This is a genomic window from Sphingomonas sp. AAP5, assembly GCF_004354345.1.
Taxonomy (GTDB): Bacteria; Pseudomonadota; Alphaproteobacteria; order Sphingomonadales; family Sphingomonadaceae; genus Sphingomonas; species Sphingomonas glacialis.
Window position 1 is genome coordinate 3,913,746 of the sequence record NZ_CP037913.1, and the last position, 17,113, is coordinate 3,930,858.

General features: G+C 63.2%; 13 protein-coding genes. 7 read left to right on the forward strand and 6 right to left on the reverse strand.

Features of this window, described 5'->3' with window-relative positions; all coding sequences use genetic code 11:
- Window position 1 precedes the first annotated feature (1 nt).
- The 3 genes from E2E30_RS18225 to E2E30_RS18235 are packed head-to-tail and all read right to left on the reverse strand — an operon-like array spanning window position 2 to window position 4,441.
- Complete coding sequence (locus E2E30_RS18225; RefSeq protein WP_133191769.1) at window positions 2-1,165, reverse strand: CehA/McbA family metallohydrolase; 1,164 nt, start codon at window positions 1,163-1,165, stop codon at window positions 2-4.
- Window positions 1,166-1,225: 60 nt separating this feature from the next.
- A complete protein-coding gene (locus E2E30_RS18230; RefSeq protein WP_133191770.1) occupies window positions 1,226-3,718 on the reverse strand; it encodes a TonB-dependent receptor in 2,493 nt (830 codons plus the stop codon).
- Between the two features lie 57 nt (window positions 3,719-3,775).
- Window positions 3,776-4,441, reverse strand: coding sequence for a TetR/AcrR family transcriptional regulator (locus E2E30_RS18235; protein WP_240698982.1), 666 nt, complete (start codon window positions 4,439-4,441; stop codon window positions 3,776-3,778).
- Between the two features lie 477 nt (window positions 4,442-4,918).
- Here E2E30_RS18235 and E2E30_RS18240 point away from each other — a divergent pair, with 477 nt between their 5' ends.
- Window positions 4,919-6,079: a tyrosine-type recombinase/integrase gene (locus tag E2E30_RS18240; RefSeq protein WP_133191772.1), complete on the forward strand. Its 1,161-nt coding sequence runs from the start codon at window positions 4,919-4,921 to the stop codon at window positions 6,077-6,079.
- 523 nt (window positions 6,080-6,602) lie between these two features.
- On the opposite strand, the gene E2E30_RS18245 is transcribed toward E2E30_RS18240, so the two are convergent.
- Window positions 6,603-7,214: a response regulator transcription factor gene (locus E2E30_RS18245; RefSeq protein WP_133191773.1), complete on the reverse strand. Its 612-nt coding sequence runs from the start codon at window positions 7,212-7,214 to the stop codon at window positions 6,603-6,605.
- A gap of 129 nt (window positions 7,215-7,343) precedes the next feature.
- Between E2E30_RS18245 and E2E30_RS18250 the strand changes: the two genes are divergently transcribed.
- Together E2E30_RS18250 and E2E30_RS18255 are read left to right on the forward strand one after the other, a co-directional pair.
- Window positions 7,344-8,888 carry an ATP-binding protein gene (locus E2E30_RS18250; RefSeq protein ID WP_133191774.1) on the forward strand — a complete coding sequence of 515 codons (1,545 nt, stop codon included), beginning with the start codon at window positions 7,344-7,346 and terminating at the stop codon, window positions 8,886-8,888.
- Between the two features lie 102 nt (window positions 8,889-8,990).
- Complete coding sequence (locus E2E30_RS18255; protein ID WP_133191775.1) at window positions 8,991-9,986, forward strand: response regulator; 996 nt, start codon at window positions 8,991-8,993, stop codon at window positions 9,984-9,986.
- A 189-nt stretch (window positions 9,987-10,175) separates the two neighbouring features.
- On the opposite strand, the gene E2E30_RS18260 is transcribed toward E2E30_RS18255, so the two are convergent.
- Entirely contained in the window at window positions 10,176-10,373 is a 198-nt protein-coding gene (locus E2E30_RS18260) for a helix-turn-helix transcriptional regulator (protein ID WP_133191776.1), read from the reverse strand.
- Between the two features lie 674 nt (window positions 10,374-11,047).
- Window positions 11,048-12,268: an IS481 family transposase gene (locus E2E30_RS18265; RefSeq protein WP_133192189.1), complete on the reverse strand. Its 1,221-nt coding sequence runs from the start codon at window positions 12,266-12,268 to the stop codon at window positions 11,048-11,050.
- Window positions 12,269-12,620: 352 nt separating this feature from the next.
- Between E2E30_RS18265 and E2E30_RS18270 the strand changes: the two genes are divergently transcribed.
- The 4 genes from E2E30_RS18270 to E2E30_RS18285 all read left to right on the forward strand — a co-directional run bounded on the left by E2E30_RS18270 (window position 12,621) and on the right by E2E30_RS18285 (window position 16,841).
- Entirely contained in the window at window positions 12,621-14,477 is a 1,857-nt protein-coding gene (locus E2E30_RS18270) for a ParB/RepB/Spo0J family partition protein (protein WP_133191777.1), read from the forward strand.
- Window positions 14,478-14,634: 157 nt separating this feature from the next.
- Window positions 14,635-15,531 (forward strand): HEPN domain-containing protein, encoded by an 897-nt coding sequence (locus E2E30_RS18275; protein WP_133191778.1) that lies wholly within the window; start codon window positions 14,635-14,637, stop codon window positions 15,529-15,531.
- A 290-nt stretch (window positions 15,532-15,821) separates the two neighbouring features.
- Entirely contained in the window at window positions 15,822-16,142 is a 321-nt protein-coding gene (locus E2E30_RS18280) for a DUF736 domain-containing protein (protein ID WP_133191779.1), read from the forward strand.
- A gap of 333 nt (window positions 16,143-16,475) precedes the next feature.
- Window positions 16,476-16,841 carry a hypothetical protein gene (locus E2E30_RS18285; RefSeq protein WP_133191780.1) on the forward strand — a complete coding sequence of 122 codons (366 nt, stop codon included), beginning with the start codon at window positions 16,476-16,478 and terminating at the stop codon, window positions 16,839-16,841.
- The last annotated feature ends 272 nt before the right edge of the window (window positions 16,842-17,113 follow it).

A 17,113-nucleotide genomic window follows, 5' to 3' on the forward strand; every position in this document is an offset into this window, starting at 1 on the left:
TTCAAAAGTCAGGATCGAAATTGAAATAGATCGGGTTCGACAGCGCGATCATCTTGCCGCTCAGCACGGTCGATACCGGCACTTGCGGATAGGGTGTTTGCGGGCCTTCGACCTCGACGCGGTAATAGCTGCGCCCCGTGGCGGCGGGCGTATCGGTGAAGCTGACGGCGTTGCTTGCGGGATCGGTGTCATAGGCGCCGAGCGGCTCGCCGTTCTTGATCACGCGGATGTGATAGACCGCACCCTTCACGCCACCGCCGACGAGCCGCACCTGGAACGTGACGGGCTTGCCGGTCGGGCGCGCATTGTCGCCCATCATCATGTCGATCCGCCCGTCGCCGTCGCGATCGGCACGAAGCTCGACGCGCGGATCGTACGGGTTGGCGCTGATCGACACGCGGCCGTTGGTCAGCGCATCGACCACGCCCTTGGCGTCGCGCGTCCTGGCGAACACCCAGGTGGTCGGCGTGCCGACGTAGTTGGCGCTGCGCTCGGCGGTGTGCGATGTCTTCTGTTCGGGCGTGTCGGGCGTACCATGATGCGAGTCGCTGCCGCCGCGTCCGGTCAGCTTGCGGCCCGATTTGAGCATGTCGTCCCAGATCAGAATCGCTGCGGCGTTGTTGGGCCAGATCGCCGAATTCCACACTTCGAGCGAATCGAGCAAGTCGAAGCTGAAGCCCCAATGGTCCTTGCCCGCGGGATGGTTGCCCGAAAGATGGATGCCGAGCGATTGCTTGACCGCGAGGATCTTCGCATCGCGCGCGTCGCGCACGTCGAACAGGCGCCGATGGTCATAGGGCTTGGCCGAAAAGACGTTGCCGTGGCCGCGCTCGGTGGTCCATTCGGCGCCGTAGAGCAGGATCACCGATTTGGAGGTGAATTCGGGGTCGCTCCACGTGTTGTGCGCGACGTCGCCCGCGACGTGATTGTCGTGATCGGTGATGCCGAGATAGTCGAAGCCGGTATCCTCGGCGAACGTGATGATCTTCGCCTCGGGATTGTTGGTCGAATCCTTGCTGTGGCGCGAATGCAGATGCAAATCGCCCTTGAGCCATTGCCCGTCGCTCAGGCTGGCGACAGGCGGGATGCGCGGCGCGTCGCCCGGCGCGGCGAGCAGCGGAGTCTGCGCCAGGACGAGCGCCAGCAGGGGGAGACCAATACGCACGGCAGGATCCTTTCGAAGCAAAGCGACGCGCGACGTGATCGCTCACGCCGCGCAGACGCATCAGAAGCGGTAGGTGAGCGACCCGCGATAGTTCCGCTGGTAGAGCGAGCTGCCGATATAGACCGGCTGCCCGGCCTGGCTGCTGTCGATCGTGCCCGCGCGCGGATTGCCGTTGACCAGGCCGAAGGCGTTGGTGACGTTTGCCACGATCAGCCCGAATTGCAGCTTGGGGGTGAGCTGGAACTGCGCGGCGAAATCGACCGACCAATAGCTTGGCAACCGGATCTGATTGGCGACATCGGTATAGAGCGCGCCGACATGGTTGACGTCCGACTGGAGCCGGACCTTGCGGTCGAACAGCGTCACGCCAGGCGTGATGCGGAAGGTGTTGTCGGGCACGCCGTTGACCTTGTGGTGCGAATAATCGGTCAGCACGCCGGCGCTGTTGGTGTAGACGAACTTGCTGAAGCGATTGTCCTGCCAGGTCCACGATGCGTGGAGATCGAACCAGTTGGTCGGCCGCCACGTCCCCTCGATTTCGGTGCCGGTGGTCTTGGTGTCGCCATAGACGGTGACCGGCGACAACAGGCCGTTGGCAAGCCGTTGATAGTCGCTGATCGCGTAGCTGTTATACACCGTACGGAAGCCGGTGACGTAGAGATCGACCTTGCCGCGCGAATATTTGATCCCGCCTTCGAGCATGTTGAGCGTCTGCACGACGGGCGCTGCATTGGCGTTGGTGATGAAGCTCGACACCGCAGGCAGCCGGAACGTGTCGGTGTAGCGCGCGAACACGCCGAAGAACGGGCGCGCCTGATAATTGGCGGCGGCGGTCCAGCCGACATGATCGTATTTGCGCGAGAAGGGCGTGAACACCCCGGTGCCGACGCCGACCGAGTCATCGGCGCTGGTCGGGCTCTGGCCGAGATTGACCTTCTTGGTGCCTTCGACCTGCCCGCGCGTCTTGATCTGCTCGTAGCGCACGCCGCCCTCGAGGCGGAACTTTGGGGTCAGTTGCCACTCGTCGCTGGCATAGGCCGCGATATTGTCAGAACTGCCGCTCGCATTGGCAAATTCGGCGCCATATTGAATCACGCCATTGTCGCTGATCTTGAAGAGCTTGTTGCCCTTCGCATCGACGAGATAGGCATCGAGCACTTCGGCATGCGCCTTCACGTCGGTCAGCACGGCGGCACTGAGCGCGTTATAATCTTCCTGCTCGCGCGCATAATAGACGCCGAACGCGAGATTGTGCGTGCCGAGCAGATCGACCTTGCCCACCAGCCGGGTGTCGGTGATGAACTCGTCGAGCGGCACGGTGTGCGTGCGCGCCAGATCGATCAGCGCGAGCCCGTTGCCGTTCTGGTTGACGAGGTTGAACGCTGCCCCGCTGTCGCGATACAGCAAGGCGTAGCCAGTCCCCGCCGCGGGCTTGCCGAAGGTGCTGGTCAGCAGCGCGCTCGCCGATGCGGCGACGGTGTACGGGGTGATGCTGTTGCGCTGCGTCCAGCTCGTGCGATAGCGGACATTCTCCTCGACCTTGAAGGCGTCGCTGATGTCGTAATGCGCCTGGAAGCTGAACTGCGTCAGCTTGACGCTGCTGCCGACGCCATCGTCGAACTTGACCGCGCCGTTCGGCGTCAGGAAGTTGAAATAGCGCGTGTCGGGGCCGACGATATTGTCGACCTTGTTGTCGAGGCCGACGACGTTGCTCGGCGTGCCATTGGCGTTGGCCTGATAGATGCCGCCGCCCCAATAGCCGACGCGCTCATCGATCCGCTTGACGCCGAAGGTGATGTCGCCGCGCTCGAACGCCTTCGACACGTTGACGCGGAACTGGCCGCCGCGATCCTGGGTGAAGCCCGAATTGTGCGGGCCGTCCGAGACGCGGTAATAGCCGCCAGCGAAGACATGCCACCCGCTCGCGCCGATCGGTCCGCCGATCCAGCCGTCGACACGGTGCGAATTGTAGCTTGCCGCCTCGTAGCGAACGAGCCCCTCGAGCGTGTCGCCGCCCTTGCGCGTGATGAAGTTGATCGCGGCGCCCGGCGCATTCGAATAGAAGATCGCCGACGGCCCGCCGCGCACCACCTCGATCCGCTCGACACTCTGGTCGATCCGCAGCGACTGGTCGCCGTTGAGCCAACCGAGACCGGGATCACCCTGGATCGGGATGCCGTCCTCGAGCAGCGCGACGGTCTGATACCCGTCGCTCGGAATACCGCGCACACGCACCCCGCCCGAGACTTCGCCCGACGTCGGCGCGCTGTAGAAGCCGGGAACCTGTTTCAGCGCCTCGGCGACGCCGATCGGCGCGCGGACGCGCAGGTCCTGGTCCGAAATCGTCGAGATCGCATAGCTCGTCTCGACCTTGCGCTGGCGCGACGTGCCGGCGCGGCCGGTCACGACGATGTCGTCGCCATCGGCTACGCGAGTCTTGTCGGGCTCTGCCGCTTTGGGGTCGGTAGCCTGTTGCGCCAACGCCGGCGTGGTGATCGCGGTGCCGGCCAACAAGGTGGCGAACACCGCAGAACGAGCGATGGAATGGATCATGTCTGCGCCCCAACTGATTCGTGTCGAGGCCGCGTATGATAGTCTTTAATATCGTTTTTATGACAGCGCGGGAATTGTCTCCGCGCTCGCATCGCGTGCAGGCGGCGGCACCGCGAGGTCGGGATGATAATAGAGCGAGCGGAAAATATAGCTCAGGTCTTCGAACACCTCCGCTTCATCGTTGCGATCCTCCTTGAGCATCTCGTCGACCGAATAGGCGATCTCGACGGCGAGTCGGGTCCGGCGTCGGATCCGTTCGCGCGCAACGCCGGGCAAGTAGGTGGCGTAAACGTCGGTCAGCAGGTCGGTAACGAAATGGTGCGAGGCGAGCCGGACATGCGCGAGCCGCGGGACCGCGCGGAGCGCTCGCATGATCCAGATCGCGCCAGGCTGCTGCCGGGTGATGGTGTCCATCTCGCGCACCAGTTCCTCGGCACGATCGACCAGCACGTCATAGCCTTTGTCGCGATAGCGCGCGACCCACGCGGTCAGCGCCGTGTTCTGTCGTTGCATCAGCCGTTCGGCCAGCGCCTCGATCACGGAATATTTGTCATCGAAATAGCGGTAGAAGGCGGGCGCGGTCAGGTTCGCGCGCTGGACGATCAGATTCGTCGAGATGCGCTCCACGCCGACCTCCTCAAGCAGCGTCTCGGCGGCGGAGAGCAACAGTTCGTAGGTCTTGCGTGACCGCGCTTGCACCGGCTTGCGATGGTTGCTCAACATACTCTCCCGCAGCGATCTCGGGTCGCAGCATGTCACGAGGAAGCAGTCGGGGCAATGCGGTACCGATTGCTATCGTTCCGTCAATTTCCCCGCATCTGCATTCGCTTATGGTGACGGTCCGACCAAGGGCTTTGCCGCGTAGGCGAGTGAGAGTGGACCCCGACGGAATTGCAACCGGCTGCGCCCTACGATTCGTCGTGGCGCGCGCGGATTGAGGCGCAATTGTCCAACAGTGTTTTGCGTACGGCCTCCGTACGACGACAGCGTATCCCGCTAACCTGTTGGTAAGTTTGGTGCACCCGACTGGATTCGAACCAGTGGCCTCTGCCTTCGGAGTGCAAAGAAATGGGGGCTTTTGAGATTTCCTGAAATCTATAAGTTACTACGATATCTTGATTTCTTGTCTCAATCAGTCCAGCTTATTCCGACCATGTTTTCCGTACGTTTTCCGTACGGAACGAAAGCGGGAGACCGGTAGTGGCTTTGGACCTGAGCAAGGTGAAGGAACGGGAATCGCTCTCGAGCCAGCGTGAGCCGCATTGGCAGCGGATCCGGCCCGGCTGCTTCCTCGGTTATCGACCATCCGCCCGAGAGGGCGCTGGGACGTGGATTGCGCGCGCCTACGACGAAGACCAGCGCAGTTATCGTCTCAAGGCCATTGGCGTCTTTGGCACGCTTCCCGCACGGGATCGCTTCTCCGATGCGAAGAGGGAAGCGGAAGCGTTCGCTGCGATTGTGGAAGCTGGCGGATATACTGAGGAAAAAATTGAAACCATGGAGGAAGCCTGCCAGCGATATGCAGTGTCGCATGCGGACGCGAAGGGGCGCTTCACACGCCATGTCTACTCGGACCCGATTGCCAGGGTGAAACTGGCGAAGCTTCGCAGACATCATCTAAACGCGTGGCGCCAACGCCTGGAGAATAAGCCTGCGCAGGTCACACTGCGCAAAAAGGGTCCGCAGGTGACCCGGGATCGAGCGCCGTCGTCGATCAATCGCGATATGGCAATGCTTCGTGCAGCCCTGAACACGGTGCTTGCACCGGGTGCGCCGAATACGGAAGCGGCGTGGCAAGCGGCCTTGAAGGCGATCCGTAATGCTGATCGGCAGCGGACCCTTTATTTAGACCGCAATCAGCGGCGGGCGCTTCTGGAAAACATCGACGCGGAAATTGAACCTTTTGTACGAACGCTCTGTCTGCTCCCGTTGCGGCCAGGTGCGGTATCGGGCCTGATTGTTGGCGATTTTGATAAGCGAACATCAGAATTAAGCATCGGCAAGGACAAGAGTGGAAAGCCCCGCCGCATTCTCGTTCCCACTGCTGCCGCCAAACTTCTCGCTGGGCAGACGAAAGGACGGCTTCCAAACAAGCCCTTACTGGCACGCGGCAACGGCAAGCGGTGGGACAAGGAAACTTGGAAAAGACCGATTGCTGAGGCGGTCGTCACTGCTAAGCTGCCGATCGGTACGACCGCCTACACATTGCGTCACAGTACGATCACCGACCTAGTGAACGCGGGCCTGCCGTTGCTGGCAGTGGCCCAGATCAGCGATACGAGCGCTGAGATGATCGAGAGGCATTACGGCCATCTTAGTCGTCATGCTGCAGCCGAGGCTCTAGCCGGGCTGGCATTGTAGCTGCGTATCTCGAAACTCTCCGCGCCGATCTCGAATTCGATTACCAATGTCGCAAGGTGTGCCTTGTCAGATCACCGGCTCGATCGACGAATGGCTTGAGTTGCGATGATCGATTATTGGCTGGCTCGGGGGACAGAGTGCAAATAGCTGTCGTTGAAGCGCCTCTAATGATCCGTCGGAAATTGACCAAGAAGCGCCGACCCCACTTTCGGCAGCAGTCGACCAATCCCGGCCGCTCCCGAGCGAAGCACCGAACGACCGCCCCGGACAGGAACCGCCGTTTGCGCCGGAAAGCTGCCGGACGGCTACCGCCCACTCCCGGCCAATAGGCAAATCGCGACGGCATCAGGAACCGAAAATCCCGCCAACAGCAGCGGTCCCGTCTCCACGTCGCCAAATTTAGGAGCGAGCGCGCCTTGGCCCTCTCCTCACCGATGCCAGCTGGGCTACTCGATGGCCGAAGATCTTGCGGCCGCCAGCCACACACGCTTGTAGGCGGGGGCAAGATGCAGGCCTCCTCTGTTCACGCCAGCGACGCAGCCTCTGGCAACAGGTGCAGCGACCGCGTGATCGCCACAGCATGCGCCACATTGCGGGCGCCAAGCTTCGTAAGGATGTTCGACCGGTGCATCTCGACTGTGCGCACGCTGAGACCAAGCTGCCAAGCAGTCAGCTTCGTTTGATGGCCCCTCGTCATTGCTTCCAGGACGGTCTTCTCGCGGGCAGTCAGCCGTATGCGGCCCGCCGCCGCCTCGCGCTCGGCCGCAGCCGTGCGTTCCAGTCCGACCGTCCATGCCTCGGCCAGCGTATCCAGCAACTGCTGGCGACTGAATGGCTTGCGGATGAAGTGCATCGCTCCGCCGCGAAACGATCCGATCGCATCGTTCACGTCGGAACTGCCCGATACCATCACTACCGGAAACGGGCGTCTCGCGACGATGCGGTTGAGCACCTCAAGGCCGTGTTGGTCCGGCAGGCCGATATCGAGCAGGACGCAGCCGATGGGCAGCGTGTCGAGCGCCTCTAGGAACGCCGCGGCGGATCCGAACTCCTCCCACTGTGCCTCCTCGCCCGCGATCATGCGCGCTATCATGCGCCGTATCAGCGGGTCGTCGTCGATTATATAGACGCGCATCGGCTTCCCCTTTTGTTTGAACTGTCGCAGTTCGAAACTAAATGTAGGTTAAAGAAATCGCGAAGACTGGATTTTTAAGCGTTTTCGGGTTATGCTCCGAACACCCCGTCAAAAGCGGACTGCTTTATCGTGACGACCTTACCCTTCAAAGATTCGGCACGACCCGGCGCGGTGCGTGGCCGCAAGGAATATGATATCGCCCGCGTTCGCGAACTCGCCCTGAGCGCCATTCGTCAAAGCGTAGTGATCGCCGACGCAAGTCGCGAAGGTCACCCGATCATCTTCGTCAACGAGGCGTTCTCCACTTTGACGGGCTATGCCGCGTCAGAGGTGGTCGGCCGAAGCTACAATTTTCTAGCCGGGCCGGAGACGAGTGTCGAAACGATGGCGGCGATGCGCACCGCGCTTGCGACCGAACGGTCGTTCGATGGGCTAATCCTTAATTACCGCAAGGACGGCAGCGCGTTCTGGAACGAGCTGTCGCTCGCGTTGCTCGACGATGGCGAGAATGGCCGGTTCTGGATGGGTACGCAGTCCGACGTCACGGAGCGTCGCCAACTCGAGGCACGCCTACGCGAGTCGCAACGGATGGAGGCGATCGGCAAGCTGTCGGGCGGCATCGCACACGACTTTAACAACATCTTGGCGCTGATCCTTGGCAACGCAGAAATCATCGCCGGCGAGGCGCCACATGAATCTATGACGCGCGATGCCGCGTTGGACATCATGGAAGCCGCGGATGGCGGATCCAAGCTCGTCACCCGGATGCTGCAATATGCGCGTGGTGAGAATGGCGAACTGGTCGACGTACAGGTGAATTCCGCGATCGAGGACATCGTGGCGCTGTTGGCACGCACGATCAGCGAGCGTGTGAACGTACAGACTGATCTAAGCGCCGCAGTCGGCCGCGTCCGTCTGGATCGCACTCTCTTCGAGACGGCGCTGATGAATCTCGTGCTCAACGCGCGCGACTCTATGCCGGACGGCGGCACGATCCGAATCGCCACACGCCGTCGCATCAACGCGGGCCCCAAGCTGGGCACGGTGGCGATGGTGTCGGTCAGCGACAGCGGAACCGGAATGGATGCCGCCACCGTCGCGCGGGCGTTCGAACCGTTCTTCACGACGAAGTCGGACGGGCGCGGCAACGGCTTAGGGCTGGCGATGGTATACAATTTCGTCAAGCAGTCGGGCGGCGATGTGACCATCGACAGCACGCCGGGGGTCGGCACAACGGTGAACATGCTGTTGCCGATTGACGAGCCCGCGATCCGATCCGCAACTGAGGCTGATGCGCGCCAGCGGATACTGCTTGTTGAGGACGAGGCCAAGATTCGCAAGGTGCTGACGCTGCATCTGGATCGTGCCGGCTATGCAGTGGAAGCCGTCGCCTCGGCCGAGGAGGCCATGGCGCTGGTCGATGGCGGCCTGACCCCGGCGATGCTGCTGTCCGATATCCGGCTGCGTGAGGGCATGACCGGGGTTGAGTTGAGCAGGCTGCTGGTCGAGCGCGGCCACTCATTCCCGATCCTGCTGATGACCGGCTTCGCCGAGGAACTGGCGGCCGAGGTGGACCAGATCGACGGCATCCCCGTGTTGCGCAAACCCTTCCGCACGGCGGACATGCTAGCCGAGATCGAACACCGGATCGACGCGCGCAAAAAGCGGGCCTGACCGAAAGACCGGATCAGGAACCCGTTCCGGTTATACAGTGGAATCCGTAGATACCCCGCCCCCTCTCTTCGGTGCATCACGCTATCATCGAGGGAGGGCGTCATGAAGTTTTCTAAGGAAACTACGAATAGGCGCAAACGGGTCGTTGTCGTCGACGACTCACGGACAATGCAGGCCGCGCTGGAGCAGATCTTCTCGCTGCGGCTCGGGTTTGACGTGGTGGGCCTGGCGTCCGACGCACAGTCCGCGGCTGAATTGATCCGTAAGATGCGGCCCGACCTCGTCACCATCGACCTTTGCATGCCCTATATCGACGGACGCAAGCTGCTCGAGATGATCGCGGACCTGACCGACGTTCGGAAGGTCATCGTCTCGGGCCAGGCGTTCGACAGCCCCGCCATCGCCGCCAGCCTGGAGGCGGCCGGCGCCGATGCATGTATCCACAAGAAGGATCTGTCGCAGGATCCCGCCAAGTTCTGCAGCAGAATACAAGCGATACTCGCCCGGTCGAAGCCTCGCACCGCCCTTAGGGGGTTACCAGTCGCAGCCGAACGGAGCTTGCCTGACGAGTCAGTAGCATCCGTAATGCGCCCTGGCGCTTTTCCGATCCCAATTGATGAACAGGCAAGGCTAGCCTTGCTGCGGCGCATTGGCCTGGCCAGCGAGACGCCGGACGAACAGCTAGATCTGCTGGTCGCGCACCTGGGCGCTACCACAGATTTCCCAACCGCGATCATCACCTTTATCGACCGCGATCGGCAATGGCTTAAGGCAACTCATAACATGGCCCGCTGCGCGATGCCGCGCCATCTCGGCTTTTGTAACTGGACCTTGTGCGCTGGCGAGACATTTGTGGTGGCGAACGCCGCGACCGATGCTCGCTTCGCCGGAAACGCCTTAGTCACATGTGAAGGCGGCATTCGCACCTACGTTGGCCAGCCGATCGTATACGACGGCACAAATCTGGGCGCGATCTGCCTGATCGACGCCAAGCCCAGGGTTGTCACTTCCGAGGTCGTCATCAACCTGCGCAGCATGGCGCGCATCGCGGCCGAGATCATCAAGATGCGCGTGCCGCCGCTCGCCGTCGCCGCCTAAACTGGCAGCGGTGGGATGCGTCGGGAAAGTCCGCTTTTAGCCGAAGCCGCCGTTCGCGGAGCCGGATCTGAACGACTGAAATGTCCCAGACCCAGCCAATCAATTTTTCCAAGAGCAATGTCTGCTTTCAAGCGTTCGCCGGTTTGGTCGGAACGGCCGAGGTTGGGGCGCAAGGCGGCCGCGCCTTAGTTACCCAGCGAGATACCTTGCGGGATTCTGCATCCATTCGCGCACGGCGGATTGTCGCCAGCCGACGCACCGTTCGGCGATGTTGATCTGCTTCGGAAACCTGCCTTGCCCTACCTTTCGATAGAGCGTCGAACGGCTCAGGCCGGTTAGCTCAAGAACGGCTTTGATTCGTAGAATTCGGTCGGGTGCATCGCCCATGGTCTCTCTCCTTTGTTGAACGCGATGATGCGTGCTGCGGAGCTTTGGTAGGGTCTGAGCGCGCGGCAACAGGAGCGAGTTCATGAAAATCGCTCTTGAGCGCTTGCGAGCCAAACAGGAGCAATAAACTTGGCATTTACTGGATATTAGGGCCGACCTGTAGGCGGCCGAGCCAGTGCATAGTGGCTGAATCTTGTTGTTAGGGATGCGATCTCGCCCCGAGTCGCATGGTTTGCCGGTCAAGGCTTTGCCGTTGGGCCGTATGCCGTGGGTGATGGGCCAAGAGGGGAAAGCCTTCCCCTGATGGCCGATCCGAAAGTTCGGCCATACCCCTTCTGCGGGGTCACCCCGCAACGCCCCGAACAGCGGCGCGGGGCGGAGGGCGCACACTGCCGGACTGCCCCGCCGGTCTTCGCAAACCGTGCTTTGCGAAAACCCGCTTTGCAGCCGGTCAGGGTGCGGCGTCTTACGATCGCCCCGCAGGCACGCCGGCTCGGCCGTCGGTCGGTGCGCCCGGTTTCGCGCGGGCCTTGGCGCCTTCGGCACGGCGGCCCGGCGAAGCCCGACCCTGCACCTTATTCCGCCGTCCCCGCTCGGGGTGCCGGTCTTTGCTGCGCGGCGCTGGCGCGCCGGGTGCTGCGGTCGCCGCTTACGCGGCGGCGGTGTGCAACCGGTCACATGGGTGACGTTTCAGACCGGGCAGCTGGGTGACAGTTTTCAGGAGAGTGGCGGCGCCGTTTGCCGGGGCGCACGCGGATGAGTTTGTATTTTCCCTTGATGTAGCCGAGCAGGATCGGACCGAAGCGCACTTCGTATTCGTCGTCCGCGATCTCGAGGATCCCGATGCGGTGGCCGTTCAGCACCTCCGAGACGAACAGCTCCCGCCCACGCCATTTGATCGATCCGCTGACCCGCACGGTGCGAACGTGCGTAGCACCCCAGTAAGCCGGCGAGCGCAGCTTGCCGTCCCATAGTCTTGGGCTGGGTGTGAAGACCCTGGCTGGCGGGATTTGGCCCAACGCTTCATGCGGACGTTCGTCGTTGAAGATCTGCCGGAAGCGCTCGAGCCGTGCCAGTTGAGCCTTGTCGGTCGAGGAAGGCGGCGTCGCCGCTTCGCGCTTCAGCGTCTGGTGCATCCGCTCGTGGCGACCATTCTCCTGCGGTTTGCCCGGTGTGATCCGCTCCGGCGTGATGCCCATCCGCACGAAGTTTACCGCCAGCCTCGACAGCCCACCCGCGGCAACCGCGCCGAACGGCGGGCCGTTGTCCGAGCGGATTGCCCGCGGAAGACCATATTCCTTGAAAGCCTTTGTCAGGATCGACCACACCGTCTCGAAGTCGGGATGTTCGACCGCCTGGCAGACCCGCAGGTAGCGACTCATTGCGTCGGTCACCGTGAACGGCAGCACCCGAACGCCATCGCCAGTTTTCCAGAAGCCCTTGAAGTCGATGCACCACACGTCGTTGGGAGCATCGGCACCGCGGAACGGATGCTGCGCTGGCGGAACCCGCCGACGCAGTTTGCGCGGACGAACCAGCCCGGCTCGCTTGAGGATGTCGCCGATCGTGGACGCTGCTGGCCACACTGTCGTTGAATCGTCGAGCTGCAACCGCGCGCGGAGCTTGCGCGGTCCCCACGCAGGGTATTTGCGCCGTAGCTTCAGGATCGCCGCGACGATCTTTGGCGGAGTCTGTGCCGCCTGCGTCACCGGCGCGCTCGTCCGTTCCGCAAGCCCGGCAGGGCCTTCGGCCGCGTAGCGGCCTATCCATTTATACGCCGTTTTGCGCAAGACGCCGAACCGGATCGCCAGCGCGCTGACGCTCTCCTCGCGGCTCAACCACGCCGATATGAAGCGCACGCGTTCGCTCACAGGGTCCGTTTCCATCCACGACATGGCCATCTCCTCGATGGCCATATTGCCGGACCGTCACCCAGGTCACCGGTCCAAAGTGTAACCGATCTGATCGGTCCAATCCGTCACCAAGGTAACCGGATTGGACCGCGGCGTAGCTCCCGGTGCGCGGGAGTGCGCGGCACTCGCTGCTAGGACCGCCCGCGGCAGCGGCAAGCCGGGCGCAGCCCGGCTCCTTCACTGACGTTGCGGCCCTGCGCGACCCATCGCGCTGTCGCGATGGGGCCCCGGACTTGGGTGCCGCCACCGCTCGGCGGCGGTCCGCTTCTCTCGCTGTTTGCCGCTCACCCCCGCTTTCCGGGGGCCGGGTGTGGCAGGGAAAGGAGTAACACCCATGAAACTCGACTTCATTGCGCTCGACCGACTGAGCGTCAGCACGACCAACATGCGCTATGCGAAACGCGCGCCCGATGTGGCCGACATCCTGCCCAGCGTGCGCAGGCGCGGCGTTCTGCAACCCGTCATGGTGCGTCCGAACGGCGCGCCCGGTACGTTCGAGATTATCGCGGGCGCACGGCGCTTCACTGCCGCGCGGATCGTCGCGGATGAGCGCGCGGCCGCGGGGGAAGCGGGGCCGCCCGAGCCGCTCCCCTGCGCGATTCTCGAGCGGAGCGACGATGCCGACGCGGTCGAGGCTTCGTTGATCGAGAACATCGCGCGGCTCGATGCCGACGAGGTGACGCAATGGGCGACCTTTACGCGACTGGTAAAGGAGGGCCGCAGCATCGAGGACGTGGCGGCGACGTTCGGTCTGCCCGACCTCACCATCAGGCGCGTGCTGGCGCTTGGCAATCTCTTGCCGCGCATCCGCAAGATGTATGCAGGCGAGCAGATCGACCGCGCGACGGTGCGGCACCTGACGCTTGCCAGCAGGCGCCAGCAAAGCGACTGGCTCGCGCTTGTCGATGATGCCGAACAGCGGGCGCCTATGGGGGGGCAATTAAAGGCATGGCTGCTGGGCGGGCAGTCGATCGCGGTCACCGTTGCGCTGTTCGACGTGGCGGAGAGCGGTCTTGCCACGGTCTCCGATCTGTTCTGCGAGGATCGCTATTTTGCCGACGCAGGCGCGTTCTGGACCGCGCAAAATGCCGCGATCGAAGAGCGGCGCGCTGCCTATCTGGCAGACGGCTGGACCGGGGTGCACATCATTCCGGCAAGCGAGTATTTCCAGACCTGGGCGTATGAAAAGACGCCCCGGCGCAAGGGCGGACGCGTCTATATCGATGTCCGCGCGACCGGCGAGGTGACCTTCTATGAAGGCTATGTCAGCCGCCGCGAAGCCGAACGTGCCGCCCGAGCAGGGACGGAAACCGACGCCAGGCCGGTCCGGCCCGAGATCACCCCCGCCTGTCAGAGCTATGTCGATCTGCACCGCCACGCCGCCGTCCGCGCCGAACTCGCGGGCCATCCCGGCGTCGCGCTGCGGATGATGGTTGCGCATGTGATTGTCGGGTCGCCGCTCTGGAGCGTACGGCGCGAGCCGCAGGCTGCGCGCAACGATGCCACGTGCGAGAGCGTCGAAAATTGTTGCGGCGAAGCCGTGTTCGACGAACGCCGTCGCGCCGTTCTGGCGTTGCTCGGCAAGGACCCCGAGCGAGCGACCGTGACCGGCGGCGATGGCGATGATTACGAACTGACCCGCCTGTTCCTGCGATTGCTCGACGTGGCCGATGCCGCGCTCGGCGATGCCATTGCCATCGCGATGGGCGAAACCTTGATCGCGGGCGGCGCGGCGGTGGAGGCGGTGGGGCAAACCCTCGGCGTTGATATGGCGGCATGGTGGCAGGCCGATGCGGCGTTCCTCGACCTTGTCCGCGACAAGGAAGTGCTCGGCAACATGGTCGGCGAAGTCGCAGGCGAAACCATTGCCGCTGCCAATGCCAAAGAGAAAGGCGCGACCCTCAAACGCATCATCGCCGACCATCTTTGCGGCAGCGGCGGGCGTGCCAAAGTCGAGCGTTGGGTGCCGCGTTGGCTGGCGTTTCCGCCATCGGCCTACACGTCGCGCGGCGGCGTCTGCACGGTCAGGGCCAATGCCAGAGTGGCGGCGGCCAAGCGCGATGCGGTGAGCGATGCCGACCCCGATTCCGATGCCCCGGCTTCGCTCGCGGCATCGCCGGACCCCGACGACAGCGACCCGCAGGACGGCGACCCCGTCATCGCCGAGGACGAGGAGCGGCGTGCGGCCTGACCAAGGGTGCGCGCGGGGTAAGTCCCGCGCGCACCCCAAAGGCCCCAAAATTCGGGGCGCGCCCAGGCGCGGATCCTCACGGCTCCGCACCCGGGCGCGCGAAGAACAGTGCATTATGCGCTTGGCATCGCCCCGCTTTGCAGCGAGTCTGTCACGGATGAAGACCGACCTCGATCATTTGCCCCTCTCGAAGCAGCGCGAGCTGGCACACGTCGTGCACGTGCTGTTCGAGGAGTTCGAGGCCGCGACGACGAAGTCGAACGGGTTCGGCAAGGTCGCGCGCATCTTCAAGATTGTGCTCTACGGCTCCTATGCGCGCGGCGACTGGGCCAGCGATCCGATCGACGGCTACACGTCCGATTATGACATCCTGATCGTGGTCAGCCACGACAAGCTCACCGACTTCACCGACTATTGGGCCGCCGCCGAGGACCGGCTGATGCGCGACGTGACGATCACCAACGCGCTGTCGGCACCGGTCAATTTTATCGTCCACACCTTGAAGGACGTGAACCAGCAACTGGAGCATGGGCGACCCTTTTTCGGTGACATCGTGCAGCAGGGGATTGCGCTGTATGAGGCCGAAGGGCACCCGTTCGGGCAGCCGCGGAACCTGCCGCCGGAGGAAGCGCGCGCCGAGGCACAGCGCTATTTCGACGAGTGGTTTACGAGTGCGTCCAGCTTTGGACGTAACGCTGGCTACGCTGTGCGAGATGGGGAGTCTAAGCTCGCGCCCTTCTTGTACCACCAGTCTACCGAACGCTTCTATCACACCCTCCTGCTGGTGCTGACGCTCTACAGTCCAAAGTCGCACAAGCTGAACTTCCTGCGCTCGCATTGCGAGGGATTCGCGCCCGAACTGATCGCCGCATGGCCACGCGAGGACAAATTCTCGCGGCGCTGTTTCGAGCTGTTACGGCTCGCCTATGTCAACGCGCGCTATTCCCCCGAATACAAGCTCAGCGACGAAGAGATCGGCTGGATTGCCGAGCGGGTCGCGGTGCCGGAGACGCTGGTGCGCGAGGTCTGCGAGCGACGGCTGGCTCAATCCTGACGCCAGAACCCCGTCGTCACCGGTACGAAAGCAGGCATCTTACTCCTGTGGGCAGGACCGTGTCCGCGATCGGTCGCCTGTGACCTATGGCCGGTCGGACCGCTGGCAAAACCATCGCGCACGCACTGTTTTCCCTTGGCCTGCCGGCCATTCCTCGCGCGGCAAAACAGCGCGCACGCTCCGGTCCTCCGCTGGCGCTGCGGCCTGACGGTTCGCGCGTCCCTGGCCCGTCCATGTGGTCGGCGGGTCGACGCGGGAATGGTCCCGGGTCGCGTGAAGGAGTGAAGATCATGCCTGCCATCGGATATGTGACGAAGAACGAGGACGGCTCGTTCAAGGGCCAGCTCAAGACGCTCAGCATCCGCGCCGACATTGACATTGTCGCCAATACCAGCCGCTCGGGCGATACCCAGCCGCACTATCGCGTGCTGTCCGACGGGGTTGAGATCGGCGCGGGCTGGATGCGGCGGTCGGAAAGCTCGGGCCGCGATTATGTGTCGCTGAGCCTCGCGGCGCCCGAGTTTGGACCGCGTCGGCTCTACGCCAATCTCGGCCAGGCCACCGGCGGCCCGGAAGACCGGTTCGCGGTCATCTGGAACCCGGCCGACTGACGGTGCAGGGACCGGCTCCGGCGACCGAGAGGGCGTCGGGGCCGGTCTTTCAGCGCGCGGGGAGACGTTGGCGCACCATCGAGAGGTGGGCGGGGCTCGTCTCGGATCGTCCGAGCATGGCGGCTGGCGGCGCGGCTGTGCAAGGCCGGCGGCCCCTCCAATTTTGTTGTGAAATGGTGGCTGCTGCGCAGCCGAGTTTGTTTGGCGCCGCATAACAAAATCGGTTCCTCCGCCGCCGCTCGCGCGGTGGCTGCGCTGGCGCTCCGCCAGCCCTGACTGCCACGCCGCCAACCGCCGTCGAGAGGCTGTCTTCGATGATGAAGGCGTCAATCGATGGAGAACATCATGACCGTGTTTCAACCAGTTTCAGCAGCGTCGGATCGAGTGATGGCGGCACTCATCGCAGGGCTTGAGGTGGAGTTCGGGCGCGGCGCGGGCGAGGGACTGGCACAGCATTTCCTGGCTGCGGAGGATGCGGATTTTCGATGGGAGGTGCGCATCGGGGAGCGCTGGCTGGGTGCATATGAAGGCAGCGAAGAAGATTTCTGGCTCGATAGCACGATTTGCGGGCGACTGGACGCCAAATGGTTCGCGGCGACGATGATCGTGGATGGCGATGGCAATGCGCACGGGGTGCTCGGATGCCGGGAATTCCGCAGTCGGAAAGCAGCCTGGGAAGCGATGGCCAAGGCGCATTAATTGCACAAGATCGAGGCCGGGTGACGGTGCGATCAGCATCGTTTCCCGGTCTTTTTTGCCTCGGCTGGCTTTGACCTCGAGGGTTGGGAATGGCGTGAACTTATGGGGTTTGGCGGCTGGATGGGAGGAGAGTAGAAGGCAAGATAAAGCTACGGCACCGGTGGCGCCGTAAGTGTTTGTCTGCACATCGTTTTTTGTTAAGAATTTTGGCGCTGCCGGGGCGCTGACAGTGTCGCATTACCCGAAAATGGCTGACTTCTCACCATTTTGCC

Bases quoted from the DNA above. Each gene is read 5' to 3' on its own strand.
- E2E30_RS18230 (WP_133191770.1), bottom strand. From the start codon at position 3,718: ATGATCCATTCCATCGCTCGTTCTGCGGTGTTCGCCACCTTGTTGGCC.
- E2E30_RS18235 (WP_240698982.1), bottom strand. From the start codon at position 4,441: ATGTTGAGCAACCATCGCAAGCCGGTGCAAGCGCGGTCACGCAAGACC.
- E2E30_RS18245 (WP_133191773.1), bottom strand. From the start codon at position 7,214: ATGCGCGTCTATATAATCGACGACGACCCGCTGATACGGCGCATGATA.
- E2E30_RS18255 (WP_133191775.1), top strand. From the start codon at position 8,991: ATGAAGTTTTCTAAGGAAACTACGAATAGGCGCAAACGGGTCGTTGTC.
- E2E30_RS18260 (WP_133191776.1), bottom strand. From the start codon at position 10,373: ATGGGCGATGCACCCGACCGAATTCTACGAATCAAAGCCGTTCTTGAG.
- E2E30_RS18265 (WP_133192189.1), bottom strand. From the start codon at position 12,268: ATGTCGTGGATGGAAACGGACCCTGTGAGCGAACGCGTGCGCTTCATA.
- E2E30_RS18270 (WP_133191777.1), top strand. From the start codon at position 12,621: ATGAAACTCGACTTCATTGCGCTCGACCGACTGAGCGTCAGCACGACC.
- E2E30_RS18275 (WP_133191778.1), top strand. From the start codon at position 14,635: ATGAAGACCGACCTCGATCATTTGCCCCTCTCGAAGCAGCGCGAGCTG.
- E2E30_RS18280 (WP_133191779.1), top strand. From the start codon at position 15,822: ATGCCTGCCATCGGATATGTGACGAAGAACGAGGACGGCTCGTTCAAG.
- E2E30_RS18285 (WP_133191780.1), top strand. From the start codon at position 16,476: ATGGAGAACATCATGACCGTGTTTCAACCAGTTTCAGCAGCGTCGGAT.